This window comes from Paracoccus acridae (assembly GCF_014642735.1).
In the GTDB taxonomy this organism is placed as follows: domain Bacteria; phylum Pseudomonadota; class Alphaproteobacteria; order Rhodobacterales; family Rhodobacteraceae; genus Paracoccus; species Paracoccus acridae.
Genome location: NZ_BMIV01000002.1, coordinates 50,625 through 75,893, shown reverse-complemented (window position 1 = coordinate 75,893; position 25,269 = coordinate 50,625). Strand labels below are relative to the sequence as shown.

22 protein-coding genes and 1 riboswitch are annotated in these 25,269 nt (G+C 65.5%); of the genes, 7 read left to right on the top strand and 15 right to left on the bottom strand.

All coding sequences use genetic code 11. The features are described 5' to 3' along the window. Positions 1–13: 13 nt before the first annotated feature. The gene (gene acs / locus IEX25_RS03445; RefSeq protein WP_188714049.1) at positions 14–1,969 is read right to left on the bottom strand and encodes an acetate--CoA ligase; all 1,956 of its coding nucleotides are present in this window, start codon (positions 1,967–1,969) and stop codon (positions 14–16) included. Between the two features lie 224 nt (positions 1,970–2,193). On the opposite strand from acs, the gene IEX25_RS03440 reads away from it, so the two are divergent. Then, on the top strand, positions 2,194–2,670 hold the full coding sequence (locus tag IEX25_RS03440; protein WP_188714048.1) for a pyridoxamine 5-phosphate oxidase: 477 nt from the start codon (positions 2,194–2,196) through the stop codon (positions 2,668–2,670). 49 nt (positions 2,671–2,719) lie between these two features. Here the strand turns inward: IEX25_RS03440 and IEX25_RS03435 are convergent, their stop codons facing one another. The 4 genes from IEX25_RS03435 to queA all read right to left on the bottom strand — a co-directional run bounded on the left by IEX25_RS03435 (position 2,720) and on the right by queA (position 8,969). Beyond that, positions 2,720–5,014: a glycosyl hydrolase family 28-related protein gene (locus IEX25_RS03435; RefSeq protein ID WP_188714047.1), complete on the bottom strand. Its 2,295-nt coding sequence runs from the start codon at positions 5,012–5,014 to the stop codon at positions 2,720–2,722. Positions 5,015–5,123: 109 nt separating this feature from the next. Then, complete coding sequence (gene lpdA, locus IEX25_RS03430; protein ID WP_188714312.1) at positions 5,124–6,518, bottom strand: dihydrolipoyl dehydrogenase; 1,395 nt, start codon at positions 6,516–6,518, stop codon at positions 5,124–5,126. A 65-nt stretch (positions 6,519–6,583) separates the two neighbouring features. Further along, positions 6,584–7,843 (bottom strand): MFS transporter, encoded by a 1,260-nt coding sequence (locus IEX25_RS03425; RefSeq protein ID WP_103173319.1) that lies wholly within the window; start codon positions 7,841–7,843, stop codon positions 6,584–6,586. Between the two features lie 79 nt (positions 7,844–7,922). Beyond that, positions 7,923–8,969, bottom strand: a complete 1,047-nt coding sequence (queA, locus tag IEX25_RS03420; RefSeq protein ID WP_188714311.1) for a tRNA preQ1(34) S-adenosylmethionine ribosyltransferase-isomerase QueA — start codon at positions 8,967–8,969, stop codon at positions 7,923–7,925. Between the two features lie 121 nt (positions 8,970–9,090). Between queA and IEX25_RS03415 the strand changes: the two genes are divergently transcribed. Beyond that, entirely contained in the window at positions 9,091–9,384 is a 294-nt protein-coding gene (locus IEX25_RS03415; protein WP_103173318.1) for a (2Fe-2S)-binding protein, read from the top strand. Further along, positions 9,332–9,817, top strand: coding sequence for a bacterioferritin (gene bfr, locus IEX25_RS03410; RefSeq protein ID WP_188714046.1), 486 nt, complete (start codon positions 9,332–9,334; stop codon positions 9,815–9,817). The genes IEX25_RS03415 and bfr overlap by 53 nt, the downstream gene beginning before the upstream one ends. A 30-nt stretch (positions 9,818–9,847) precedes the next feature. Here the strand turns inward: bfr and IEX25_RS03405 are convergent, their stop codons facing one another. After that, entirely contained in the window at positions 9,848–10,324 is a 477-nt protein-coding gene (locus tag IEX25_RS03405; protein ID WP_188714045.1) for a hypothetical protein, read from the bottom strand. Positions 10,325–10,601: 277 nt separating this feature from the next. After that, positions 10,602–11,276 (bottom strand): HAD hydrolase-like protein, encoded by a 675-nt coding sequence (locus IEX25_RS03400; protein WP_188714044.1) that lies wholly within the window; start codon positions 11,274–11,276, stop codon positions 10,602–10,604. A gap of 115 nt (positions 11,277–11,391) precedes the next feature. Between IEX25_RS03400 and glmU the strand changes: the two genes are divergently transcribed. Both glmU and glmS read left to right on the top strand, forming a co-directional pair. Beyond that, positions 11,392–12,735, top strand: a complete 1,344-nt coding sequence (gene glmU, locus IEX25_RS03395; protein WP_188714043.1) for a bifunctional UDP-N-acetylglucosamine diphosphorylase/glucosamine-1-phosphate N-acetyltransferase GlmU — start codon at positions 11,392–11,394, stop codon at positions 12,733–12,735. Next, positions 12,735–14,552, top strand: coding sequence for a glutamine--fructose-6-phosphate transaminase (isomerizing) (glmS, locus tag IEX25_RS03390; protein WP_103173314.1), 1,818 nt, complete (start codon positions 12,735–12,737; stop codon positions 14,550–14,552). Before glmU ends, glmS begins: the two co-directional genes overlap by 1 nt. A 36-nt stretch (positions 14,553–14,588) precedes the next feature. On the opposite strand, the gene IEX25_RS03385 is transcribed toward glmS, so the two are convergent. The 6 genes from IEX25_RS03385 to tatA form a co-directional block, all read right to left on the bottom strand. Beyond that, entirely contained in the window at positions 14,589–15,062 is a 474-nt protein-coding gene (locus tag IEX25_RS03385) for a 6,7-dimethyl-8-ribityllumazine synthase (RefSeq protein ID WP_188714042.1), read from the bottom strand. Positions 15,063–15,136: 74 nt separating this feature from the next. Then, a riboswitch (FMN riboswitch) is annotated at positions 15,137–15,269 on the bottom strand. A 40-nt stretch (positions 15,270–15,309) separates the two neighbouring features. Then, a complete protein-coding gene (locus tag IEX25_RS03380) occupies positions 15,310–18,276 on the bottom strand; it encodes a PAS domain-containing protein (protein ID WP_188714041.1) in 2,967 nt (988 codons plus the stop codon). 320 nt (positions 18,277–18,596) lie between these two features. Next, positions 18,597–19,436, bottom strand: a complete 840-nt coding sequence (locus IEX25_RS03375) for an ATP-binding protein (RefSeq protein WP_188714040.1) — start codon at positions 19,434–19,436, stop codon at positions 18,597–18,599. After that, a complete protein-coding gene (tatC, locus tag IEX25_RS03370; protein ID WP_103173311.1) occupies positions 19,436–20,290 on the bottom strand; it encodes a twin-arginine translocase subunit TatC in 855 nt (284 codons plus the stop codon). The genes IEX25_RS03375 and tatC overlap by 1 nt, the downstream gene beginning before the upstream one ends. After that, a complete protein-coding gene (gene tatB, locus IEX25_RS03365; protein WP_188714039.1) occupies positions 20,291–20,770 on the bottom strand; it encodes a Sec-independent protein translocase protein TatB in 480 nt (159 codons plus the stop codon). Between the two features lie 27 nt (positions 20,771–20,797). After that, positions 20,798–21,070, bottom strand: coding sequence for a twin-arginine translocase TatA/TatE family subunit (gene tatA / locus IEX25_RS03360; RefSeq protein WP_103173309.1), 273 nt, complete (start codon positions 21,068–21,070; stop codon positions 20,798–20,800). Positions 21,071–21,272: 202 nt separating this feature from the next. Here tatA and IEX25_RS03355 point away from each other — a divergent pair, with 202 nt between their 5' ends. Then, positions 21,273–21,893 carry a MarC family protein gene (locus IEX25_RS03355; protein WP_188714038.1) on the top strand — a complete coding sequence of 207 codons (621 nt, stop codon included), beginning with the start codon at positions 21,273–21,275 and terminating at the stop codon, positions 21,891–21,893. Further along, positions 21,890–22,459, top strand: coding sequence for a retropepsin-like aspartic protease family protein (locus tag IEX25_RS03350; protein WP_229665018.1), 570 nt, complete (start codon positions 21,890–21,892; stop codon positions 22,457–22,459). Before IEX25_RS03355 ends, IEX25_RS03350 begins: the two co-directional genes overlap by 4 nt. Here the strand turns inward: IEX25_RS03350 and IEX25_RS03345 are convergent. Continuing rightward, entirely contained in the window at positions 22,456–23,874 is a 1,419-nt protein-coding gene (locus IEX25_RS03345) for an alkaline phosphatase D family protein (protein ID WP_188714037.1), read from the bottom strand. The two genes, IEX25_RS03350 and IEX25_RS03345, sit on opposite strands and share 4 nt — an antisense overlap. Before the next feature lie 71 nt (positions 23,875–23,945). Then, positions 23,946–25,172 carry an AGE family epimerase/isomerase gene (locus IEX25_RS03340; protein ID WP_188714036.1) on the bottom strand — a complete coding sequence of 409 codons (1,227 nt, stop codon included), beginning with the start codon at positions 25,170–25,172 and terminating at the stop codon, positions 23,946–23,948. Positions 25,173–25,269: the final 97 nt, after the last annotated feature.

Here is a 25,269-nt window from a genome sequence, read left to right as displayed (position 1 = left end):
GGCCCCGCTTGCGTCAGGCCCTGTTCATCCGATTGGCGATCAGGTCGTCCACCACCTCGGGTTCGGCCAGGGTCGAGATGTCGCCCAGGCTGCCATAGTCGTTCTCGGCGATCTTGCGCAGGATGCGGCGCATGATCTTGCCGGACCGGGTCTTGGGCATGCCGGGCGCCCATTGGATCACGTCGGGCTTGGCGATGGGGCCGATTTCCGTGCGGACCCATTTCTCAAGCTCGCCGCGCAATTCGTCGGAGGGCTGCACGCCGTTCATCAGCGTGACATAGGCATAGATGCCCTGCCCCTTCAGCGGATGCGGGTAACCGACCACGGCGGCCTCCGCGACCTTCTCATGCGCGACCAGGGCCGATTCGACCTCGGCCGTGCCCATGCGGTGGCCGCTGACGTTGATGACGTCGTCCACGCGGCCGGTGATCCAGTAATAGCCGTCCTCGTCCCGGCGGCAGCCGTCGCCGGTGAAGTAGTAACCCGGATATTGCTGGAAATAGGCCTCCTGGAAGCGCTGGTGATCGCCCCACAGGGTGCGCATCTGGCCGGGCCAGCTGTCAGCGATGCACAAGACGCCCTCGGCCGGGTTGCCCTCGACCACCTTGGCGGATTCGGCCTCCAGGATCACGGGCTTGATGCCGAAGAAGGGCAGCGTGGCCGAACCCGGCTTGGTTTCCGTGGCACCAGGCAGCGGCGTGATCAGGTGCCCGCCGGTTTCCGTCTGCCACCAGGTATCGACGATGGGGCAGCGGCCCTTGCCGATGTTGTCGTTGTACCAGTTCCAGGCCTCCGGGTTGATCGGCTCGCCCACCGTGCCCAGGATGCGCAAGGACGACAGGTCGTGGCCCTGGATCGGATCGGTGCCCTTGGCCATCAGCGACCGGATCGCGGTCGGCGCGGTATAGAATTGCGTCACCTTGTGCTTGGCGCAGACCTCCCAGAAGCGGCCCGCGTCGGGATAGGTCGGCACGCCTTCGAACATCACCGTGGTCGCGCCATTGGCCAGCGGGCCATAGACGATATAGCTGTGGCCCGTGACCCAGCCCACATCCGCCGTGCACCAGAAGACGTCGCCGTCCTTGTAGTCGAAGGTGTACTGATGCGTCATCGCGGCATAGACCAGATATCCGCCGGTCGTATGCACGACCCCCTTGGGCTTGCCGGTGGACCCCGAGGTGTAGAGGATGAACAACGGATCCTCGGCCCCCATGGGACGCGGCGGGCAGTCGGGGCTTGCGGTCTCCATCAGCGCCTTGACGTCCACGTCGCGGCCGTCGATCCAGGTCGTCTGGTCGCCCGTATGCTTGACCACCAGGCAGCGCACCCGGTCGGAACAATGCAGCAGGGCGGCGTCGGTGTTCGATTTCAGGTTCGTCCTGCGCCCGCCGCGTGGGGCGGTGTCGGCGGTGATGACCACCTTGGCGCCGCAGTCGTTGATGCGGTTCGCCAGCGCGTCAGGGGAAAAGCCCGCGAAGACGATGGAATGGATCGCCCCGATCCGCGCGCAGGCCAGCATGGCATAGGCCGCCTCGGGGATCATCGGCAGATAGATCACCACCCGGTCGCCGCGCATGATGCCCTGGGACAGCAGGACGTTGGCGAAGCGGTTCACCTTTTCCGACAGTTCCGCATAGGTGATGTGCTGGGCGGGCGTCGCGGGATCGTCGGGTTCGAAGATGATCGCCGTCTGGTTGGCGCGCTTGGGCAGGTGGCGGTCGATGCAGTTGACCGAGGCGTTCAGGATGCCGTCCTCGTACCACTTGATCGACACCTTGCCGAAGGTGAAGTCGGTGTTCTTGACGATGCTATAGGGGTGGATCCAGTCCAGGCGGCGCCCTTCGCGGCCCCAGAACGATTCGGGGTTTTCGATTGATTCGGCATACAGGCGGGCATAGTCCGCCGGTCCCACATGGGCCTTGTCAAAGCCCGATGGAATCGGATGCTTTTCAATCGCTTCGGTCGTCATGGTCCCCTCCTCGCTGTTGCGCCGCGCCGCTGATCTTGCCCTTCGGGCCGGTCGCAGCAAGCCTTTCAAGCGCGCCCCGGCAGAATGTTAATCACATCTTTGGTTATCTGTTAAGTGATTTCATTGAAACGATAATTTGGTAAATTTATTGACGAGCGATGACAGGTTTCAGTAAATTATTCACAAGCCTTGCAAATCGCGCCACTGGGCGCCAGCGTCCCGCAATGATCAAGGACCCGGTTCGATCCACCACCGACGAAGCCCGCGACAAGGCCCGGCAGATCCTGGCCGCGATGCGCCATGCCGTGCTGGCGGTGAACGATCCGGCGACCGGGCATCCCCATCTGTCCAGAATCGCCTGCCAGGTTGACGCTGCGGGCGTGCCGGTGGCGCTGTTGTCGGGCCTGGCGATCCACAGTCGCGCGCTTGCCGGCGATCCGCGCGCCGCATTGCTTGCGGAAACGCCCGGCGACAAGGGCGATCCAATGACCTGGCCGCGCCTGTCCTTGCAGGTGACGGCCAGCGTGATCGCCCATCCGGGCAGTCTGCGGGATCGCTGGCTGGCGGCGCATCCGAAGGCTGCCGCCTTCATCGACCTGCCCGATTTCCGGTTCTGGCGACTGCTTCCGCAAGGCGGCTTTCTGAACGCGGGCTTCGGCGCGGCCTTCCGGCTGTCGCCGGCCGATCTGGGCGTCGCATGAAAAAACCGCCGCGAGGAACTGCGGCGGTTCATCGACATTGCGGGGCCTGTTACTGCGGGCGGTCCATCCTGGCATAGACGCACACCTTTCCGCGCACGGCAGACGGCCAGTTCAGCCGGATCTGCCTGCGGCTGGTGCCGATTTCCGTCTGGATCCAGGGGGCCGACTCGACCTGGGTCCCGGCGGAATTGGTGATCGCGCTTTCCGCAATGACCGACTGCACCGACTTGGCCCACCCCTTGAAGGGCAGCCCGTCAATGACCGGCAGGATCCAGGCCGCCGAAGGCGTGACCTGATTATGCTGCAGCATCAGCGGGTTCGAGACATAGCTTTTCACCCCGTTGAAGGTGTTCCCCTCGAACTGCAGGTTGCGCATGTTGTTATAGTTCAGATCCGCAATCGAGGTATCGACACGCTCGATCCGGTCGATCTCGCCGTACAGCGCCTTGAAGACATTGCTGGTCACGGTCAATCCGTGGATGAAATGCCCGGTCCCATAGGGCTTGACCGTCAGCCAGGCGAACCAGGGGGCGGTGTTGGAACACAGGCAGGTGTTGCCGTTGATCGTCAGCCCCCCAAAGCTGAATTCGGCTCCGGTATAGTTCGGCTGGGCGCTGTGTTCGTTGGTCCACTCGATCGAGGCATTGTCGATATAGTTGCCGTTGATCGTCGTCTGCACATTGGGCTGGGTCAGCACCAGCCCGGCAAAGCGCAGCCCCTCGCCCGACCCGTCGCCCTGGAACCAGTGGTTGCCCGAGATGATGTGCCCGCCGCCATCGGCGACCATGAAATGCGCAAAGCGGACAAAGCGGTTGTCGCGGATCTTCACGTCATTGGCGTTGACGTTGATGGCGATGGTGGTCCGCTGCTGTGCGGGCAGGTCCATCTCGTTCGACAGGAACTGGCAGCGGTCCACCAGCAGGTCCTGGCATCCCCGGCCGATGGACGTGATGCCCCGATCCTTGGGCTTGGTGACATAGCAGTCCCGAAGCGCGATCATCTCGCCCTTGGGGGGCAGCATGATCCCGCTGGCCACGCCCTCGCAATTCAGATCCAGATCGACGAAGTTCAGCCGCGACAACTGCTCGACGCCCGAGAAGTCGAACAGATAGCGATAGCGTTCGAAGACATAGCTGCGCGTCCCCGCCCCGCCATGCAGGGGCTGCGACAGCGTCAGCGTTCTGGCGGCGACGTCCTTGGCGGCCACATAGACCTCGCGCCCGACGCCGTTGCCGATGACCCGGCTGCCGATCTCGATGGCGGCGACGGCCGGGACATTGCTCAGCCGCAGCGGCTGCGCGGGATCATAGGTCGCCGCACTGGACCACCGTCCGGTGTCCCAGGCGGCACCCGCCTTGGCGCTGAGGCTGCCGTTGCAGATCACGCGGCGGTTGGAAAAACCCGTCAGGTCGGGCGCAAGGTTTCCTACGACCAGCGGCTCGTCCAGGTCCACCCGCCGGCCGCACAGGTCCAGCGCGACATGGTCGGTATAGCCGAACAGCGCCTGCAACGCCTTCTTCATGCCCAAGGTTTCACTGCCGAAGGCATCGGCATAGGTCGGGAAGTTGAAGCTCTGCATGAACGACACGCTGGTGCTTGCGGGCGTGCGGATGGTGCCCTTGAAGCGGATCCGGCTGTTGATACCCAGATTGCCGTTGATGAAGAACGTCCCCTCGGGCACCAGGATCCAGCCGCCGTTTGCCGCCTGGTCGGCGGCGACAAAGGCGGCGCGATCATTGGTGACGCCGTCCCCCTTGGCCCCGAAATCGCGCACGTCCACCCAGTCGATCAGCGACGGGATGAAGGCCGAGGTCACGTCCTCGATGCGGATCGATTCGATGCGGAAGACGCCCCCGTTGGCGCCCACCAGATCCAGGCCGAAATGGCCATAGACCGGCGCGGTGCCCCAGGCCATGTCCACGCCCCTGCGCGACCCGACCCCGACGATGGCGCTGATCTCCACGACCTCGCCATAGGCGGTCAGGGGCACGGTCGGTCCCACCTCGACCAGCCCGTTCACATGCGCGCGCGACCCGTTTCCCGCCCATCCGGCGATCCGCGCGGAACACAGCGCCCCCGCCACCGCCTTGATCCGGGCCGAGACGCGCAGATAGACGCCGGGGATCATCGGCGTTTCGCCCATGAAGCGGATGGATGTCGTGGTCTGCTGCTTCATCACCTCGAGACAGGTGCCGAAATCCTGGTCGGCAGGAACCAGCGCGCCATTGTCGGCCGAGGCCCAGGTGGGGCTGCCCGGCGTGCCGTTCGACCGGGACCAGGCATTCAGCCCGCCCCGAAAGGCGGGCGGCATCAGCAAAAGCCCGTTGGTGATCGCGATGTTCATGACCTATCTCCTTCAGCCGCGGCAGGCGCATGGGTGAAGGGATAGTTACCAAACGGTTAATGCCGGATTGACGGGGCGGACGTTGCAGCCCTGCCCCGCGCAACGCGGATCAGAAATGGATCGCCCGGCCGTAGGCGTCCAGGACCGACTCGTGCATCATCTCGGACAGGGTCGGATGGGGGAAGACGGTTTCCATCAGATCCTGCTCGGTCGTTTCAAGCTGACGGCCGATGACATAGCCCTGGATCAGTTCCGTCACCTCGGCCCCGACCATATGCGCGCCCAGAAGTTCGCCCGTCTTGGCGTCGAAGACGGTCTTGATCATGCCCTCGGGCTCGCCCAGGGCGATGGCCTTGCCGTTGCCGACAAATGGGAAGCGGCCGACCTTGACGTCATGGCCCAGTTCCTTGGCCTTGGCCTCGGTCAGGCCCACGGATGCGACTTGCGGGTGGCAATAGGTGCAACCGGCGATGGACGACGGCTTGACCGGATGCGGATGCCCGCCCGCGATCAGCTCGGCCACCATCACCCCTTCGTGGCTGGCCTTGTGCGCCAGCCAGGGCGCGCCGGCGACGTCGCCGATGGCATAAAGCCCCTCGACCCCGGTGCGGCAGTATTCGTCGGTCAGGACATGGGTGCGGTCGATCTTCACGCCCAAGTCTTCGAGGCCGAGGTTTTCCACGTTGCCGACGATGCCCACGGCGGAAATCACCGTGTCGAAGTCCTGCGTCTCGGTCTTGCCGCCCGTCTCGATATGCGCCGTCACCGTGCCGCCCTTGCGGTCCAGCTTCTTGACCGTAGCCTTCTCTAGGATCTTCATACCCTGCTTGACGAACTGCTTCCTGGCAAAGGCGCTGATCTCGGCATCCTCGACCGGTAGGACGCGATCCATCACCTCGACCACGGTCGTATCCGCCCCCAAGGTGTTGAAGAAGCTTGCGAATTCAATGCCTATGGCGCCCGATCCGATGACCAGCAGCTTTTTCGGCATATGCGGCGGCACAAGCGCGTGCTTGTAGTTCCAGACCAGCTTGCCATCCGGCTCCAGCCCCGGCAGTTCGCGGGCCCGCGCGCCGGTCGCCAGGACGATGTTCTTCGCCGTGACCTCCTCGGTGCCCTTGTCGGTCTTGACGCTGACCTTGCCGGGGGCAACCAGCCGCGCCTCGCCCATGATGGTGGTGACCTTGTTCTTCTTGAACAGGTGGCCGATGCCGCCGGTCAGTTGCTTGGCGACCCCGCGCGACCGGGCCACGACCTTTTCCAGATCGAAGCCGATCCCTTCCGCCGACAGCCCGAAATCCTTGGCCCGGTGCATCAGGTGGAACACCTCGGCCGACCGCAGCAAGGCCTTGGTGGGGATGCAACCCCAGTTGAGGCAGATGCCGCCCAGATGCTCGCGCTCGATGCAGGCGACCTTCAGGCCCAGTTGCGCACCCCGGATCGCGGCGACATAGCCGCCCGGCCCGGCACCAATCACCACCATGTCGAAATTCTGGGCCATCAGCTATCCTCGTCTGGTCACGATAGTTGAGCGTTAAACCATTCCGCAAAGGGGAACAAGCGGGCCGGTTACGCGGCGTCAGAAGCCCGTTTGTCCGGGTCGGACTGCTTTTCGTCCAATGCGGCCTCGACGGCGATGGTGGTGGCGTTGGGCGTGATCACGGCGAAGTTGCCCTGTTCTTCCGGTGTCAGGGCGCGGCGGCGGGTCGTGCGCCAGCCGGCATAAACCGCCAGCATCGCCAGCAGCACGCCCATATAGACCCAGAAGCCGTCCGGGCCGATCACTTCCATCAGCCAGCCGGTGATGATCGGCCCGCCCATCGACCCGATGCCATAGATGAACAACAGCCCGGCCGAGGCCGCCGCCATGTCCGACTGATCCAGGTAGTCGTTGGTATAGGCCAGCAGCAGCGCATAGATCGGGTTCACCAGCCCGCCCATCAGGGCACCCGCGACGACAAGCCCCAGGGTGCCCGGCTGGCTTGCAAGCACGGCGGCCCCCGTCACCGCCCCCACGGCGGACAGCATCAGCACCAGCTTGCGCCGGTCGTAACGGTCCGAGATCCAGCCGATCGGATATTGCATCACCAACCCGCCCGCATAGCTTGCCGCCACGAAGACCGAGATCTGGGCAACCGACAGGCCGATCGTGGCCCCCCAGACAGAGGACATGCCTGACAGTACCGCAAAGACCCCGCCGATCAGGAAGATGCCGACGCAGCCCAGCGGCGAGGCACGGTAAAGCTGGCCGAATGTCATGCGCTTGATCGTCTGGAACTGCGGGGCGGGACGCGCGGACAGCAGGATAGGCATGAAGGCAAAGGACACCAGCACCGATGCGACGATGAACAGCGTATAGCCGCCCGGATCGCTGAGGTTCAGCAAGGCCTGCGCCGCGACGATCCCCAGCAGTTGCACGATCATATAGGCCGACAGGGTCTGGCCCCGGTTCTCGTTCGTCGATCCGGCGTTCAGCCAGCTTTCCGACGTGATGTAGACCCCGCAGAAGCAGTATCCGATGACGACCCGCAGAAGGGTCCACCAGATCCAGTTGGGTTCGACCGAATACAGCACCAGCACGGACGAGATCATGGATCCAAGCGCAGCGAAGACCCGCACATGGCCCACGTTCTTGATCAGCGCGGGCACCGACAGGCTGCCCAACAGGAAGCCCGCGTAATAGCCCGACATGGCGATCGACATTTGGAAGGTCGGGATGCCCTCGATCCCGCCGCGAATGCCCAGCAGCGTGCCCTGCATCCCGTTGCCCACCATCAGCAGCAGGATGCCCAGGAACAGCGGCCAGGTGGTTCGCAGCACGGAAATCATCGGTCGTCTCGTCTCGGGTCGCGGGAATCGGTCCTATCTGTGGCCCATCCAATGGTTGACGGCCACCCGGAAAGCGACCCTAGGGGACCAGCAGCGACGCATCGCCATAGCTGAAGAAGCGATAACCCGACCGCACCGCATGGGCATAGATGTCCCGGATCCTGTCCTGCCCCATCAATGCCGACACCAGCATCAGCAGCGTCGATTTCGGCAGGTGGAAATTGGTCATCAGCCCATCCGTCACCCGGAAGCGATAGCCGGGATAGATGAAGATGTCGGTCGTCCCCTGGAAGGGCCGGACCGTTCCTTCGTCCTGCGCGGCGGATTCGATCAGCCGCAGCGCCGTGGTGCCGACAGGGATCACGCGGCGCCCTTCCGCCTTGGCGCGGTTGATCGCATCCGCCGCGTCCGCGCCGACCTCTCCCCATTCGGCGTGCATCCGGTGGGTGGTCACATCCTCGACCTTGACGGGCAGGAACGTCCCCGCGCCGACATGAAGCGTGACATGGACGAACTCGACACCCTTCGCGGCCAGGGTGTCAAGCAGGGCGTCGTCGAAATGCAGGCTGGCGGTAGGGGCGGCGACGGCGCCTTGGCGCGCGGCCCAGACGGTCTGGTAATCCTGCCGGTCCTGGTCGTCGGGCGCCCGCAGCGCGGCGATATAGGGCGGCAGCGGCATCGCGCCGACCTTTTGCAGCGCCGCATCGAAGGCATCCCCTTCGGCATCGAAACGCAGGCGCAATTCGCCCTCGGCAATCTGCGCCACCTCGGCCGACAGCGCATCGCCGAAACGGATCACCTCGCCCTCGCGCAGCTTGCGCAGGGGTTTTGCAAGCGCGCGCCAGCCGTCGGCCTGGGGTTCCAGCAGCGTCACCTCGATCCCCGCCACGGCTTCGCCCTGCGGGGTCACGCGCGTCCGCGTGCCGGTCAGCCGCGCCGGAATGACCTTGGTGTCGTTCAGGACCAGCACGTCGCCCGCCCGCAGGATATCCGGCAGGTCGCTGACACGGCGATCTGCGATGGCCCCGCCTTCGGCCAGCAACAGGCGCGCCGATGTGCGCGGGCGGGCCGGGCGCGTGGCGATCAGGCCAGGGGGCAGGTCGAAATCGAAATCGGACAGCTTCATGGCGCGCTTCTGCGCCACGCCGCCCTTTCGGTCAAGACACGCATCCTTGATATCCAACCGAAAAAGTCACCTTTACTTTTCCGACAGAATCGCTAGGTTCCCGGTCAAGAGGAGACCCGCGATGATCGTCTGCCACTGCACACAAATCTCGGATCATGAGATCAAGGCAGCCATCGACTGGATGCGGACCTCGGATCCGGAAACGATCATCACGCCGGGCAAGATCTATCATGCCCTTGGCAAACGGGCCGATTGCGGCGGATGTATGCCGCTCTTTCTGGACACCATGCGTCACTGCGATAATCTGGGTGTAGCCCCGCCGATTTTGCGGGCAAAATCAGAGATCGCAAAGGAATCCCACCATGAAGGGCGACGCAAAGGTCATCGAATATCTCAACGCAGCGCTGCGGTCTGAACTGACCGCCGTCAGCCAGTACTGGCTGCACTATCGCCTGCAGGAAGACTGGGGCTTTGGCCGTATCGCCAAGAAGTCGCGCGAGGAATCCATCGAGGAGATGCATCACGCCGATCGCCTGATCGAGCGCATCATTTTTCTTGAAGGCCATCCGAATCTGCAAAAGCTGGATCCGCTGCGGATCGGACAGAACCTGCGCGAAACGCTGGAATCGGATCTTGCCGCCGAACACGAAGCCCGCACCCTGTATCTTGAGGCGCGGCAATACTGTTCCAGCGTCAACGACCAGGTGTCAAAATCGCTGTTCGATGACCTGATCGAGGACGAGGAAGGCCATATCGACTTCCTGGAAACCCAGTTGCAGCTGTTCGACACGATCGGCGCCCAGAACTATGGCCAGTTGAACGCCAAGCCGGCCAACGAGGCCGAATAAATCTTTGGGCCACCCCTGCCCTGGGGTGGCCTAGCCTTTGACGCGGCGCAGCAGGGTCAATGCCAGCAATGCCCCGATCAACATGGGCGCCGCGTCCGGCAAGGGCACAGGGGCGATCGGCGGCAATTCAGGCGATGTCGGCTGCTCGGTGATCGGTGGAAATGTCGGCTGCTCGGGGACGGGTGGGAATGTCGGGTGGTCGATCACCGGCGTTGTCGGCTTTCCGGGATTGTGCGGGCCTGGACCAGGGCCGCCGTCAGGCGGAACCGATGATGTGTCATCGATCCCCGGCCGTGACTTGCCCGGCGAACCGCCGCCGCCACCCCAGACAGGAACCGGCCAAGAGCCTCCTCCTGCGCTGCCCGGCGTTCCAGATGCAAGCGTAGCTGCCAGCGGCCCTGCCGGGTTCGGCAGCATGGCCCAGGGACCGACCGGCAAACGATAGGCGTCATAACCGACCGGCACCTTGCCTTCCAGCGGACTGTCGTCGCCCACCACCAGGGTCATGCGGTCCCCATATTGATCACGCTGGACAACATGGACAGCGGGCCGAAATCCCATATGCGGGAAAAAATACAGGCACTGTTCTTCGGACGTGCAAAGGGGCTGCATCGCGACACTCGGGACAACGTGCCGGCATCAGCGATCCAGCCCGCCTTGCGGGTCTTGAACAATGGCACCGACAAACATGAACAACTTGTTAACCCCCTCTGCATATCGGGGGGGGCGCCACCTTGTTAATATGTCTAAATAGTCAGCCCGGTCGGAGGGAACCGAACGCGACCTAGTCCAACCAGCGCCGCGCCAGGTCGGGCAATTCGTCGAAATGCCCGATCAGGGCGTCCGGGGCCAGGCGACTGATCGCCTCGCCCTCTGGACCAAAGGACACCAGGGCCACCCGGACGCCCGCGGCCGCCGCGGTCTTGCGGTCCGTTTCCGTATCGCCCACCAGGAAGGACGCCCCGACCGTGCCCCCTGCCCGTTCCACGGCCGCGCGATAAGGGCGGGGATCGGGCTTCCTGACCGGCAGCGTATCCGCCGCCACCAGGGATGCGAACCGGCCGCGCACGCCCAGCGCATCCAGCAGGGTTTCGGCCAGGGCACCGGGCTTGTTGGTGCAGACCGACAGGATATGCCCGTCGGCCGCCAGGCGGTCCAGCGTCTCCTCGACCCCGGGATACAGCTTGGTGTGGACGGCGATGTTGTCGCCGTAATGTTCCAGCAGGCGGGGATAATCCTCATCCTCGGCGCCGGGCGGCAGCAGCAGGTCCGCGCCCATGCGGCCGTATCCCGCCCGCAGCATCGCCCGCCCGCCATGGAACGCGGTCAGCGCATCCGCCACCGGGTCCAGGGCGACCTCGATCCCGCGTGCCGCAAAGCAGGCATTCGCCGCCGCGATCAGGTCGGCCGAGGTATCGGCCAGCGTGCCGTCCAGATCGAAGACCACCGTTCCCGCCATGCGCCTGTCCTTCCGCAACGATTCGACACCAAAGGTGAACGCGCGGGGCTTTCCCCTGCACGCCGCCCCGATTAGAACGCCCCGCAACGAATTTGAACAGGCATTGGGGACAGGCATGGCAGAGAAACCCGTGGCGATCGTCATCCTTGCGGCCGGACAGGGCAGCCGGATGCAATCCGACCTGCCCAAGGTGCTGCACCGGTTAGCGGGCGCACCGCTGATCGGCCATGCGCTTGGGGTGGCGCGCACGCTGGAACCCGAACAGGTGATCGTCGTCGCGGGTCATGGCGCCGACCTTGTGACAAGGGCCGTGGGCAAGATCGACCCGGACGCCCGGATCGTCCTGCAGGCCGAGCAGCTTGGCACCGGCCATGCCGTCCGCCAGGCCCTGCCCGAGCTTGAGGGGTTCGAGGGCAAGGTGATCGTCCTTTACGGCGACACCCCCTTCATCGGCGAGGAAACCCTGGCGGCACTTGCCGGCCATCCCTCGGACCTCGTGGTGCTGGGGTTCGAGGCCGAGGATCCCGGCCGATATGGCCGGTTGATCGTATCGGGCCGGGGCCTGGAAAGGATCGTCGAATACAAGGACGCCGATGCGGCCACACGCGATATCGCCTTGTGCAATTCCGGCGTCATGGCGCTTGACGCCGCGCTGCTGCGACAGTTGATCGTGCGGCTGACGAACGAAAACGCATCCGGCGAATATTACCTGACCGACCTCGTGGCCCTGGCCCGCGCCGAAGGCCGCAGCACCGATGTCGTGACCTGCGACGAATCCGAAACCCTTGGCATCAATACCCGCGCCGAACTGGCCGCGGCCGAGGCCGCGTTCCAGGACCGCGCCCGCCGGCAGGCGCTTGAAGACGGGGTGACGCTGTGCGACCCCTCGACCGTGTGGTTCGCGCTGGACACGGTGATCGGTCGCGATGCGGTAGTCGGCCAGAACGTCGTCTTCGGGCCGGGCGTGACCATTGAATCGGGGGCCGATATCCTGCCCTTCTGTCATCTGGAAGGCTGCCATGTCTCCTCGGGCGCGACGGTCGGGCCCTTTGCGCGGCTGCGGCCCGGCGCGGAGTTGGGCGGCGACGTGCATGTCGGCAATTTCGTGGAAATCAAGAACGCGGTCTTGGACGAAGGCGCCAAGGTCGGCCACCTGACCTATCTGGGCGACGCCCATGTGGGCGAGCATACCAATATCGGCGCGGGCACGATCACCTGCAATTATGACGGGGTGATGAAGCACCGCACGGACATCGGCGCCCGCGCCTTCATCGGCAGCGACACGATGCTGGTGGCCCCCGTGCGCGTGGGCGACGACGCCATGACCGGATCGGGGTCCGTCATCACCGAGGACGTGCCCGACGGCGCCCTGGCCCTGGGCCGCGCCCGGCAGGTCACGAAGCCCGGCCTTGCCACCCGCCTGATGGCCGCCCTGCGCGCGAAGAAGGAGGCCCGCTGATGTGCGGCATCATTGGTATCCTGGGATCGCACGAGGTGTCCCCGCAACTGGTCGATGCGCTGCGGCGGCTGGAATATCGCGGCTATGACAGCGCGGGCGTGGCGACCGTCGATGCCCAAGGCCGGCTGGACCGGCGCCGCGCAGTGGGCAAGCTGGTGAACCTGTCGGACCGGCTGGTCCACGATCCCCTGCCCGGCCATATCGGCATCGGCCATACCCGCTGGGCCACCCATGGCGCGGCGACCGAGGTGAACGCCCATCCCCACCAGTCCGGCCCCGTGGCCGTGGTCCATAACGGCATCATCGAGAATTTCCGAGAGTTGCGCGAGGAACTGGCGGGTCTGGGCATCCAGCCGCAATCGCAGACCGATACGGAAACCGTCGCGCTGTGGACTGCGCATCACATGGCCCAGGGCGCCTCGCCTCTGGAAGCCGCGCGCAAGACGCTGGCCCGGCTGAAGGGTGCCTTCGCCCTGGCCTTCATCTTCGATGGGCAGCATGATCTGATGATCGCCGCGCGCAAGGGCAGCCCGCTGGCCATCGGCCATGGCGAGGGCGAGATGTTCCTGGGATCGGACGCGGTGGCGCTGGCGCCCTTTACCGACCGCATCACCTATCTGGAAGATGGGGACCACGCGATCCTGACCCGCGCGGGCGTCCAGATCTTCGACGCCGCAGGCAACCAGACCCACCGGACCGAGGCGCGCATCGACACCGGCGCCACCGCCATCGACAAGGGCGGCTATCGCCACTTCATGGCCAAGGAAATCGCCGAACAGCCCGTGGTGATCGGCGATGTGCTGAACCACTATGTCAAGGACGACCGGATCGTCCTGCCCGAAGGCCTCGATTTCAAGGGGGTGGACCGGATCAGCCTGGTCGGCTGCGGCACCGCGCATCTGGCGGGCCATGTCGCGAAATACTGGTTCGAGCAGCTGGCGGGCCTGCCTTGCGACATCGACGTGGCGTCCGAGTTCCGTTACCGCGAACCGCCCCTGTCGCCGCAAAGCTGGTTCATCGCCGTCAGCCAGTCGGGCGAGACCGCGGACACGCTGGCCGCCCTGCATTATGCGGGCCAGCATGTCGCGCGAACCATCGGCCTGGTGAATGTCGGCACCTCGGCCATCGCGCGCGATTCCGACATCGCCCTGCCGACCCTTGCGGGGATCGAGGTCAGCGTGGCCTCGTCCAAGGCCTTCACCTGCCAGTTGTCGGTCCTGGCGATCCTGGCCCTGAAGGCCGCCCATGACCGGGGGCGCATCGACGATGTGGCGCTTGCCGCGCATCTGGCCGACCTTCGGTCGATCCCCGGCCTGATGCAGCAGGTGCTGGATCTGTCGGACGATTGCCGGGGTTTGTCGGAATGGCTGTCGCAGGCCCGCGACGTGCTGTTCCTGGGACGCGGCGCGCTGTATCCGGTGGCCCTGGAAGGGGCGTTGAAGCTCAAGGAACTCAGCTATATCCATGCCGAGGGCTATGCCTCGGGCGAGTTGAAGCACGGGCCGATCGCGCTGATCGATCGAGACGTGCCGGTGATCGTGCTGGCCCCGCATGACGCGCTGTTCGAAAAGACCGTATCGAACATGCAGGAGGTCATGGCCCGCCACGGCCCGATCCTGCTGGTTTCGGACGAGGACGGGCTTTCCGCCGCCAGCCACGGGGTGCAGGCCACGCTGCGGATGCCGTCGGGCGGCGGAATGTTCCAGCCGATCCTTTACGCGATCCCGATGCAGTATCTGGCCTATCACACGGCGGTCGCCAAGGGCACCGACGTGGACCAGCCGCGCAACCTGGCGAAATCGGTCACGGTCGAATGACGGAAGGCGCGCGGGCAGCCCCCGCGCGCCCTTCCCTTATGCCACGTCGGCGCGGGCTTCGGCGGCGATGCGGGCGTCCAGTTCCAGCATCTGGTGCACGGCCTGCGCGGCCTCGGCGCCCTTCTTGACGAAGTGGTCGCGGTAAAAGCCGGTCAGCAGTTCCGTTTCCTGATAATTGTGCGGCGTCAGCGAAACCGAGAAGCAGGGCACGCCGGTTTCCAGGCCGACATTCATCAGGCCGGTCACAACGGCGGTGGCTACGAAATCGTGGCGATAGATGCCGCCGTCCACCACCAGGGCGGCGGCGACCACGGCGTCGTATTTGCCGGTCTGGGCCAGCTTCTTGGCCAGCAGCGGCATCTCGAAGGCGCCGGGCACGTCATAGGCCACGACCGTCGCGCCGGGGATCAGGCGCTGTTGTTCGGCCAGGAAACCTTCATGCGCGCGATCCACGACATCGGAATGCCAGCGGGCCTTGATGAAGGCGATGCGAGGGGTCTTGTGGGTCATCTTTCAGGAACCTTACGTTGCTTGCGTATGGTCCCAGGACACGAGCCATGACCGCCCCTCGGGAAGGACGCGGCCACGGTTCTCTTTCATCCAGACTATGACTGTCGGCCCCGGATTTTCACCGGATCTGCTGACCCCTTCGTTGCCGAAGGGCGCTCGCGGGCTGTGACCGCCGGTGGGGAATTGCACCCCGCCCTGAGAACGGCTCCTGCATAACATGCAAAAAGCCTTCCGCCAAGGGCCCGCGTCACCCCATCCGCGCCAGGGCCTGTTCGACCGCGCCGCGCAACTGATCCTCGCCATAGGGCTTGCACAGCAGGATGGTCTGGCCGGGACAATTCGCCGGAAGATGGCTGTCGCCGGTCGCATAGACGACGGCCAGCCCCGGCTGGATCTCGACCGCGCGCCGGGCCAGGTCGTTGCCGTTCATGTCGGGCAGGCCCAGATCGGTCAGCAGCAGGTCGAAGGCCTGTTCCCCCAGCCTTTCCAGCGCTGGGGTGGCCTTGCCCGCCTGGGCGACGGCATGGCCCATCTCCTCCAGCATGATGGCGGTGTCCGCGCGGATCAGGGCGTTGTCCTCGACCAGAAGGATGGACACGGCCCGGCCTGCGCCTTCATCGGGCTGCGGCGCGGGATCGGCCTTCGGGGCGGGATCGGACGGGCGCTGCGCCTCGGCCGCCTGGACCGCCTGCCGGGCATTGGCGATCACATGACGCAGGCGGCGGGCCAGGGCCTCGCGCGGATAGGGCTTCGACAGCAGTTCGACCCCCGGATCCAGCCGCCCGCCATGGACGATGGAATTCTCCGTATAGCCCGAGGTGAACAGCACCCCCAGCCCCGGCAGGATCTCTTGCGCGCGGCGCGCCATCTCTCGGCTCGTCAGGCTGCCGGGCATCACCACATCGGTGAACAGCACGTCGATATGCAGCCCGCTTTCGACAACGGCCAGCCCCGCTTGCGAGTCCCGCGCGGTCAGCACGTTATAGCCCAGCGATCCCAGCAGATCGACCACGGTGGCACGCACCGCCTCGTCATCTTCGACCACAAGGATGGTTTCGGAACCGCCCACGACGGGACCGTCGAACTGGGGGGCGTCCGTTTCCTCGTCGCTGTCGGAACGGGGCAGATAGATGCGTACGGTCGTTCCTTCGTTCACTTCGCTATAGACCGACACGTGCCCCCCCGATTGCTTCACGAAACCATAGACCATCGACATGCCCAGACCCGTGCCGCGCCCTTCGGGCTTGGTGGAATAGAAGGGATCGAAGATCCGCTCCAGCACCTCGGGGCTCATGCCGCAGCCGGTGTCCGTCACGGCCAGCATCACATAGTCCCCGGCCTGGACATCGCCCGCCGTCGCCGCATAGGCATGGTCCAGTTGGGTGTTCGACATCTCGATGGTCAGGCGGCCGGGCCCGTCCATCGCGTCGCGGGCATTGATCGCCAGGTTCAGAAGCGCGCTTTCCAGATGGGCGCGATCCACGCAGATGTTCCACAGGCCCTCGGGCACGATCACCTCGACCTCGATCGCCTCGCCCAGGGAACGGCGCAGCATCTCGTCCATCTCGTTCACCAGGCGGCAGGGCTGGATCACCCGCGGCTCAAGGGGCTGGCGGCGGCCGAAGGCCAGAAGCTGGCTGGCAAGCTTGGCCCCGCGCGCAACGGCCGACAGGGCGTTTTCGACCCGCTGCCCGGCCTTGGCATTGCCCTCCACGTCCTTGGCCAGCATCTGAAGGTTCCCGGCGATCACCTGCAGCAGATTGTTGAAATCATGCGCCACGCCGCCGGTCAGCTGGCCCATGGATTCCATCTTCTGCGACCGGTGCAGGGCCTGTTCCGTGGTGCGGTGCCGGCCGATCTCGTCGGCGACGCGGGCTTCCAGCGTCTCGTTCAGGCGGCGCAGCTGTTCCTCGGCCCGCTGGCGATGCGCGACCTGGCGCTGCAAATCCTCGGCCTGGGCTTGCAATTGCGCCTCGGTCAGGCGCTGTTCGGTGATGTCGGTATGAACGCCGACCCATTCCCTGATCTCGCCCCGGTCATTCAGCGTGGGCACGGCGCGGATGGCGAAGATGCGGTATTCCCCGTCCGCGCAACGCACCCGGTGTTCCCATTCGAAGGTCGTGTGCCCGGCAAGCGCCTGGTGCCAGGCCGCGATGGTGGGCGCGCGGTCGTCGGGATGAACGGCATCCGCCCAGCCGTATTCCTGATAATCGTCGAAACCCTGACCAGTCAGCGCGGCCCAGCCCCGCTGTTCGCCGATCATCCGCCCATCGGCGCTGTTGGTCCACAAGACGCTGTGGATCGCATCCACGGCGGCGTGGAAGCGGTCGTTGCTGTCGCGCAGCTGGTTCTCGGTCTGCTTGCGATCCTCGATGTCGATCAGGATCATGTAGACGCCGTCGATCCGGTCCTCTCCCGACTTCCGGGGCAGGCAGCGCATCTCGAAGGCGCGGGGACGGTCGCCCGGCAGGCGAACGGTCGCATCGACATTCACCGTTTCGCCCAGAAGGGCGCGGTTCAGCATGTCCTCGGTCAGGGCGGCCTGGGCGGATCCCAGGATATCCCTGATCCGCTTGCCGATCACCTGGTCATGGCCGATGCCGAACACCTCGAGATAGCACTGGTTGGCGAACCGGAAGACCAGCGACTTGTCCAGGAACGCCACCAGGATCGGCAGGGCGTCGGACAGGTGGTAAAGTTCCGCCCGGCTTTCCGCCAGCGCCTCGCGCGCGCGGACGGACTGGGTGATGTCCAGGACCGTGCACAGCACACCATCCACGCGGATGCCGGTGTCGTCATAGATCGGCGTATAGAACAGGTCGAAGACCACTTCCTCGGGGTGGCCGTCGCGGTGCAGGACCATGCGCTGTTCGCGGAAGGCCTGAACCTCGCCGCGCAGGCCGCGTTCCAGGATGGCGCGGTTCCAGTCCCAGATCTCGGGCCAGATGTCGGGAACCTTGCCGCCAAGGGCGCGGGGGTGATAGTTCCTGGCAATCTCGACATAGCCGTCGTTGTAGATCATCACATGATCCGGTCCCCACATCAGCACCTGCGGGATGGGGGAATTGACCAGCGAATTGACCTTGATCCGCAGGTGCTGCGGCCATTGGTCGATCGGACCCAGCGATGTGCGCGACCAGTCGAATTCCCGCACAAGGTTGCCGCAGACGCCGCCGCCCACAGGCCAGGAAGAAGGGGAGGACAGATCTGTCATGGTCGTGCGCGCCCGAAGAACCGGAATGATCGCAGGAAATTAGGCAGGGATTTCGCAGGCTGCAAGCAAGGACCTTGCGGCAGGAACCCCAGTGAACGTAAATCAATCGGGAAGGCTGGCTGACCCCGCAGCGTCGTTGTCGCAGCGGGACATCGCCCAAGGCCGGATCCAGGGCTGGCCGGGATCTAACGCCCCAGCATCGACGCCGGACCCGGATGCGCGCCGATGGTCCTGGATGAAAGCGACAACCGACAGACGCCCTTGCAGGGAACATGACCGACGCACCGCCGTCATGTGCATCGACCTGAACCCTGCGGCCTCTAGACGGCGATCCCGTGCCGGCCCGCCAGATCGGTGAAGAACTGCCAGGCCACCCGGCCCGACCGGCCGCCGCGCGTGGCCTGCCATTCGATGGCCTCGGCCCGCAGGGCATCGGCTTCGATGGCCAGCCCGTAAGCCTCGCAATAGCCCCGTACCATCGCCAGATATTCGTCCTGGGAACAGGGGTGGAAACCCAGCCACAGCCCGAAGCGGTCGGACAGGGATACCTTTTCCTCGACCGCCTCGCCGGGATGGATCGCGGTGGCGCGTTCGTTGTCGATCATGTCGCGGGGCATCAGGTGGCGACGATTCGACGTGGCATAAAGGATCACGTTCGCGGGCCGGCCGCTGATGCCGCCGTCCAGCACGGCCTTCAGCGACTTGTATTGCGTATCGTCATGGCTGAAGGACAGGTCGTCCGAGAACAGCAGGAACCGCTTGTCCGTGGTGCGGCCCAGGATCGCCAGCAGCCGCCCGACAGAACCCAGGTCGTCGCGCGCGATCTCGACCAGGACCAGGGGCAGGCCTTCGGCCACCGCCTCGGCGTGGACCGCCTTGACCAGCGACGACTTGCCCATTCCCCGCGCGCCCCACAGCAGTGCATTGTTCGCGCCAAAGCCGCGCGCGAATTGCAACGTGTTGTCCAGCAGGATCTGCTTGGCGCGGTCGATGCCGATCAACTGGACCAGATCAACCCGGTCCACCACATCGACAGGTTCGAGGCGGTCGGGATCGGGATGCCAGACATAGGCCGTGGCTTCCGTGAAGCTGGGCGCGGGCACAGGCGGTGGGGCCAGGCGTTCCAACGCCTCGGCGATGCGGCGCAGATCATCGGGCATCAGGCGTCTTCGTCCCACAGTCCCTGGGCGCGAAGTTCCTTTTCGCGCGATTTCTCGATCTGCCGGACCACCTGGATCGAAATCTCGTAAAGCCCATAGACGACCGAGAACAGCACAAGCTGGCTGCCCACGTCGGGCGGCGTCAGACAGGCGGCCAGCGTCAGGATCAGCACCACGGCATAGCGGCGCGTGCTGGCAAGCGTCTGGGCGGACACCAGGCCCGCGCGCCCCATCAGGGCCAGCGCCACCGGCAACTGGAACGACAGCCCGAAGGCCAGGATGAACCGGGTCGTCAGGTTAAGGTATTCGCTGACCGACCCCTGGAAGACGATGCCGGCAAGATCGGTGTTGGTCGATGCCTCGACCCCGGCGGGATCGTCCGGCAGCGCCAGCGGCCCCTGCTGGAAGCCCAGGAAGAACGAGAACACCATCGGCAGGATGACGTAATAGGCGAATGCCGCGCCGATGGCGAACATCACCGGGGATGCCACCAGGAACGGCAGGAAGGCCCGCTTTTCGCTGCGGTACAGGCCGGGCGCCACGAAGCGCCACAATTGATAGGCGATGACCGGAAAGGCCAGGATGAAGCCACCGAAGAAGGAAATCCGCAGGGCCACGGTAAAGCCTTCCTGCAGCTTCAGCAGGATCAGCCCGCATTCCTGCCCGCGATCTTCCAGCGCGGCGCAGATCGGCTTGGTCAGGAAGTTGTAGATCGGGTTCCAGACCAGATAGCACAGGACCATCGCCACCACGAAGGCCAGCGCGGACCAGATCAGGCGGCTGCGCAGTTCCTTGAGATGCTCGATCAGCGGGGCCGAGCTGTCGTCCAGCTCATCGACATTCTGCGATGACACTTATTGGTCCTTCATGTCCGAGCGGCGGACACCGGCGATGCGGCGCGAGGTGCCCGAAATCGGGGCGGCGGCAGGTTCGTTTGCGGCCTGCATGGGGGCGGGCACAGGGGGCGCGTCCATGGGCCGGGTGTCGGCGGGGGGAACGGGCGCCGCCGGATCGGGCTTGGGGCGCACGGCCTTGTCCAGGCTGGACCTGGGATCCCACTCCTCGAATCGCGTCGCGGCCCGGTCCAGGGCGTCCAGGCCCAGCGACTTCTTGGATGTCAGGTTCTTCAGATCCCTCAGATCCTTGGTCGCCTCGCTGATGCCGCTGCCCTTGGCTGCATCCTCCATCGCGCTTGTGAATTCCCGCGCCATGGACCGCGCCCGCGCCGTGATCCGGCCCAGGGTATGAAACAGCTTCGGCAAATCCTCGGGACCGATGACGATCAGCGCGACGACACCGATCAGCAGCAGTTCGCTCCACCCGACATCAAGCATTCTGGAACCCCCGTCCCGGTTTCGGGATCACACGCGGGGTTCGTTCGAAGGGGTCACGTCCCGGGCTTCGGTGCCCGGAACCGGCTGGACGGGTTGGACCGGCTGAATGGGCTGCACCGGCTTGTCCAGGCTGGCATTGCGTTCCGCATCGGCTTCCGAGGTGCCGTCGTTCAGGCCCTTCTTGAAGGCGGTGATACCCTTGCCGAATTCGCCCATCAGCGAGGAAACCTTGCCGCGGCCGAACAGGACCAGGACCACGATGGCGATAACAAGCAGTGCCATGGGGGACGGCATGTGCATTTCAGTTCTCCAGTTCCAGGGCCAGGCCGGGGCCTGGGTTCAACCAATCTGCGGAATATAGGCCCTATGCCACCGCAGCGAAAGCCCAACTGCCATGATTCGGGGCCTTCTTCATTAATCTGAAACAAACTGACGCTATTTTGAGAAGGCCGTCCCCCGCCGCCCGGCTTGGCAGAGCCGGGCGTGCAGGCCATAAGCACGCATGGATCTGTCGCTTTACCTCACCGCTTTCGTGACCCTGTTCGTGGTGATCGACCCTGTCGGTCTTGCGCCGGTCTTCATCGCCCTGACGCCGGGCATGACGGCGGCGCAGCGCCGCCGCATCGGGGCGCGCGCCCTGCTGATCGCCGCCGTGCTGATGATGATCTTCGGCTTCGCGGGCGAGTCGATCCTAGGGGCCATCGGCATCTCGATTTCCGCCTTTCGCATCGCCGGGGGCCTGCTGCTGTTTCTGACCGCGCTGGACATGCTGTTCGAACGCCGCACCGAACGGCGCGAGAATCAGGGCGACGGCGATCCCCTGCATCACGATCCGTCCGTCTTCCCGCTGGCCATGCCGCTCTTGGCGGGGCCTGGCGCGCTTGCCTCGATGATCCTGCTGATGGGCGAGGCGCCGGGCATCGGCCATATGGTGATGGTGAACCTGGTGATGCTGTCCGTCCTGGTCATCGCCATGGCGCTGTTCGTCATCGCCACACCCCTGGCGCACGCGCTTGGACGGACGGGCGTGATGGTGGTCACCCGGCTTCTGGGCATGCTGCTGGCGGCGCTGTCGGTGCAGTTCGTCATCGACGGTCTGAAGGGATCGGGGCTGTTTCCATGACCGGCGACGACACCATGCAGCTTGTCTATTACGGCGCGCTTCTGCTGGTGATCGGGGGCGCGATGGTCTTCGAACTGGCGGGCCGCGGCGGCCGGGTGCTGCGCCAGTTGATCCTTTGGGTGGTGATCTTTGCGGGCGCCACCCTGGCCGCGAACTGGTGGATCGAGGGCGACGCCCCGGTCCAGCAGGTGCTGGAAAGCGGGCGGATCGAAATTCCGGTCGGCCGCGACGGCCATTTCCACCTGACCGCCACGGTCAACGGGCAGGAAGTGCGCTTCATGGTCGATACGGGCGCATCGTCCATCGCGCTTGGCCCGGCGGATGCGCGCCGCGTGGGGCTGGATCCCGACGACCTGGCCTATGTCGGCACGGCCATGACCGCGAACGGCCGGGTCGAGACGGCCCCCGTCACCATCGACAGGATCGAGATCGGCGACATCGTTGACCGGAACGTCCGCGCCTTCGTGATCGCCGCGGATCTGGACGGGTCGCTGCTGGGCATGTCCTATCTGCGGACCTTCGCGCGGGTCAGCTTTGAAGGCGATCTGCTGATCCTGGAACGTTAATCCAGGGCCAGGGGCGGCGTGGGTCCGCTGTCTTCCAGATGCCAGACCGCCTGCCACCGTCCGTCGCGGCGATCCAGCGTCAGGAAATTGCGTTCGGCCACATAGCGGTGCCTTTGGCCCGGCAGCGGCTTGATGCGGATCGGGTGGCCCTGCAAGGGCGCATCGCCCAGGCCCGCGAACAGGCCCAGGGCGCGGGCATAGGCCTTGGGCGGCGCGCGATGCGAGATGCCCGAGGCGACAAGCTGGTGGACGCGCGTAGCCTCGGGTCCCATCTCGGCCCGCGTCGCCAGGTGGATTTCGCCCGACAGCACCGTCACGGGGGCCGCCTTGCGCATCCGCAGAACCTGGCCCAGCATCCGCCGCCATTCGTCGCGATGCGCGTGGCTTTGCCATTGGTCGCGCAGGTCGTCCTCGTAATGCTGCATCCGGGGGATCACCATCATCAGCGATTCCATCAGCGACAGACGCGGCCCCAGCAGGGGCACGCTGGACACCATGAAGACGTGATCGCCCGTGGGGTGCAGCGCTTCGACCGCCTTCCAGCCCCCATCCCCCATCACCCGGTGCCGGTGGCGTTCGGACCGCAGGTCGGGCGCGAACAGCGTCACCCCAGGAAGGTCGCGCCGCCATCCCAGGTTATTCCCCGTCGGATCCATGAAGAGCGCCGGCACATCCTTGTCGGTCGCGCCGTGCTGGAACAGCAGGTACATCCGCCGCGCCACGCGGAACAGCGCCTGTCCCACGGCGGATGACGTGCGGCTTTCGGGCAGCGATCCCCAGCCGTCGCAGATGTCATGATCGTCCCAGACCGACAGCGACGGCACGCTTGCGAACAGATCCGCACAGCCTTCGGCCGCAAGGACCATCATGTAGCGTTCGGCAAAACGGCGCTCCAGGTGCCGGGTCAGGCTGTCCAGATCGGCGGGCGAAGGATCGGCGGGAAGTCGGTCGGGCCAGGATTCGGACAAGGGGTGGCCATGCGTCGCCTCGTCTGCATAGATCTGGTCGCCGCCTTGCAGCAGCAGGGCAAAGGGTGCGCGGGCTTGATCGTCCGCCAGGCGCGCCCACATCAGGTCGCGTTCGGCCCGGTCACGGTCCAGATCGCCGTTTTCCTCTCCGTTGCAGGACACGAAGGCGATGCGGATGTCGCCGTCCAGCCGGGTGGCGACCGGATGGTCTCGCCCGTCCAGGTGATAGCCCGCCTCGCCCAGGGCCAGGGTGAAATCGTGCCGCCAGATCGACAGATCCGCCACCTGCGCCAGCATCACCGGCGCGATGTCGCCGCCTTGGACGCGCACCGGTCCGGGCGCACCGGCGTCCCGAGGGCGAATGGTGATGGCGGCAAGGCGCAGACCCTGGGTATCGCAGCCCCGAAAATGCAGGATCGGACCCGCGAAACCGTCTTCTTGCCCCATTCCGTTGTCGCACCCCTTGGCTGTCTGTCAGCGTGACAGATAAACGCTGTGCCCCGGATTACACCCCCGCATCACGATTTTAGCGGTTTTGTGTTCGCCAGGGCCTGCGCCTGTCGGGACAGGCTCCTGACCAGGGGAAACAGATCCGCCTGCAAGGCATGATAGATGTCGGGCTTGCCCTGGAACTGTCCGCTGGTCGGTCCACCCGGTTCGGGGAACCAGCCGCCGCGGTGGTGGTCGATCAGCTCCGCATCGGCAAAACGCCACAAGCGGCGATACCAGTCCTCGTCCTGGGGCTGCGGATCCAGCTTGATCAGCGCCGCAAGGGCGCCGATCGCCTCGGTCACGGGCCACCAGTAACGGTCGGCGCGGGCCACGCGACCATCCGCATCCAGCGTATAGGCCAGCCCGCCCCGTTCCAGCCAGGCATCGCGCAGCGCGGTTTCGACCAGCATCCGCGCCTGGGTTGGCGCAGCATTGTCCGGGCGGCCCGCCAAGTCCCAGTATTGCAGCAGCAGGCGCGCCATCTCGAACGAATGGCCGGGGGTGGTGCCTGCCGGACGGAACATCGGGTTGCCCTCGTAGCCCGGATCGGGGCGCCAGCGGTCGTCGTAATGTTCCGGGATGCGCCAGCCATTCGCGGCCGCCTGCCGGGCGATGAAGAAATCCAGGATCCCGCCCGCCCGGCGCAGGTATTCGCCCTCGCCCCCGGCCTCGAAGGCGGCCAGCAGCGCCTCGACCCCGTGCATGTTGGCGTTCATCCCGCGATAGGTGGAAAAGGGCTGCCAGTCGCGGGTGAATTCGTCGCGAAACAGCCCGGCCTGGCGGTCCCAGAACCGATCCTCCAGAACCTGCGCGGCATCGGCCAAAAGGCGGTCGGCATCGGGATGGCCCGCCAGCTTCGCCGAGGACGCCGCCAGCAGCACGAAGACATGGCCATAGGCCAGCTTCGTGCCCTCTGCGACGGCCCCGTCCCGCAGCGCCCAGACAAAGCCGCCGTGCCGTGCGTCGCGATGTCCGCGCCACAGCAGATCCATCCCCCGGTCGATGATCCCTGCCCCATCGCGCCGCCCGGCAAGCTGGCCCAGGCCATAGGAATGGACCAGCCGCGTCGTGACATGCAGTTCCAGCACACCGTCGCCCAGGGGCCGCCCTGCCCCATCGAGGGCCGCAAGGCCGTCCGGCACCGCGCTGGCATCGAAGAAATCCAGCGCCCGCTTTGCATCCCGGATCAGGAATTGGCGGTGCGCCGAATCGTGCAGCCATGTCGCCGATGTGTCATTTCCCGGTCCGTTCACGGTTTCACCCCTTCGCCTGCACAAAATTTTCGTCGCAACCCTTGAAATACAGAACCGGTCATGTCACGTGAATACCCAGCGGGACCGGGCCCCTCTG

Excerpts from the sequence above, each read along its gene's own strand:
- acs (WP_188714049.1), bottom strand. The coding sequence starts at position 1,969 with ATGACGACCGAAGCGATTGAAAAGCATCCGATTCCATCGGGCTTTGAC.
- IEX25_RS03440 (WP_188714048.1), top strand. The coding sequence starts at position 2,194 with ATGATCAAGGACCCGGTTCGATCCACCACCGACGAAGCCCGCGACAAG.
- IEX25_RS03435 (WP_188714047.1), bottom strand. The coding sequence starts at position 5,014 with ATGAACATCGCGATCACCAACGGGCTTTTGCTGATGCCGCCCGCCTTT.
- IEX25_RS03425 (WP_103173319.1), bottom strand. The coding sequence starts at position 7,843 with ATGATTTCCGTGCTGCGAACCACCTGGCCGCTGTTCCTGGGCATCCTG.
- queA (WP_188714311.1), bottom strand. The coding sequence starts at position 8,969 with ATGAAGCTGTCCGATTTCGATTTCGACCTGCCCCCTGGCCTGATCGCC.
- IEX25_RS03415 (WP_103173318.1), top strand. The coding sequence starts at position 9,091 with ATGATCGTCTGCCACTGCACACAAATCTCGGATCATGAGATCAAGGCA.
- bfr (WP_188714046.1), top strand. The coding sequence starts at position 9,332 with ATGAAGGGCGACGCAAAGGTCATCGAATATCTCAACGCAGCGCTGCGG.
- IEX25_RS03405 (WP_188714045.1), bottom strand. The coding sequence starts at position 10,324 with ATGACCCTGGTGGTGGGCGACGACAGTCCGCTGGAAGGCAAGGTGCCG.
- IEX25_RS03400 (WP_188714044.1), bottom strand. The coding sequence starts at position 11,276 with ATGGCGGGAACGGTGGTCTTCGATCTGGACGGCACGCTGGCCGATACC.
- glmU (WP_188714043.1), top strand. The coding sequence starts at position 11,392 with ATGGCAGAGAAACCCGTGGCGATCGTCATCCTTGCGGCCGGACAGGGC.
- glmS (WP_103173314.1), top strand. The coding sequence starts at position 12,735 with ATGTGCGGCATCATTGGTATCCTGGGATCGCACGAGGTGTCCCCGCAA.
- IEX25_RS03385 (WP_188714042.1), bottom strand. The coding sequence starts at position 15,062 with ATGACCCACAAGACCCCTCGCATCGCCTTCATCAAGGCCCGCTGGCAT.
- IEX25_RS03380 (WP_188714041.1), bottom strand. The coding sequence starts at position 18,276 with ATGACAGATCTGTCCTCCCCTTCTTCCTGGCCTGTGGGCGGCGGCGTC.
- IEX25_RS03375 (WP_188714040.1), bottom strand. The coding sequence starts at position 19,436 with ATGCCCGATGATCTGCGCCGCATCGCCGAGGCGTTGGAACGCCTGGCC.
- tatB (WP_188714039.1), bottom strand. The coding sequence starts at position 20,770 with ATGCTTGATGTCGGGTGGAGCGAACTGCTGCTGATCGGTGTCGTCGCG.
- tatA (WP_103173309.1), bottom strand. The coding sequence starts at position 21,070 with ATGCACATGCCGTCCCCCATGGCACTGCTTGTTATCGCCATCGTGGTC.
- IEX25_RS03355 (WP_188714038.1), top strand. The coding sequence starts at position 21,273 with ATGGATCTGTCGCTTTACCTCACCGCTTTCGTGACCCTGTTCGTGGTG.
- IEX25_RS03350 (WP_229665018.1), top strand. The coding sequence starts at position 21,890 with ATGACCGGCGACGACACCATGCAGCTTGTCTATTACGGCGCGCTTCTG.
- IEX25_RS03345 (WP_188714037.1), bottom strand. The coding sequence starts at position 23,874 with ATGGGGCAAGAAGACGGTTTCGCGGGTCCGATCCTGCATTTTCGGGGC.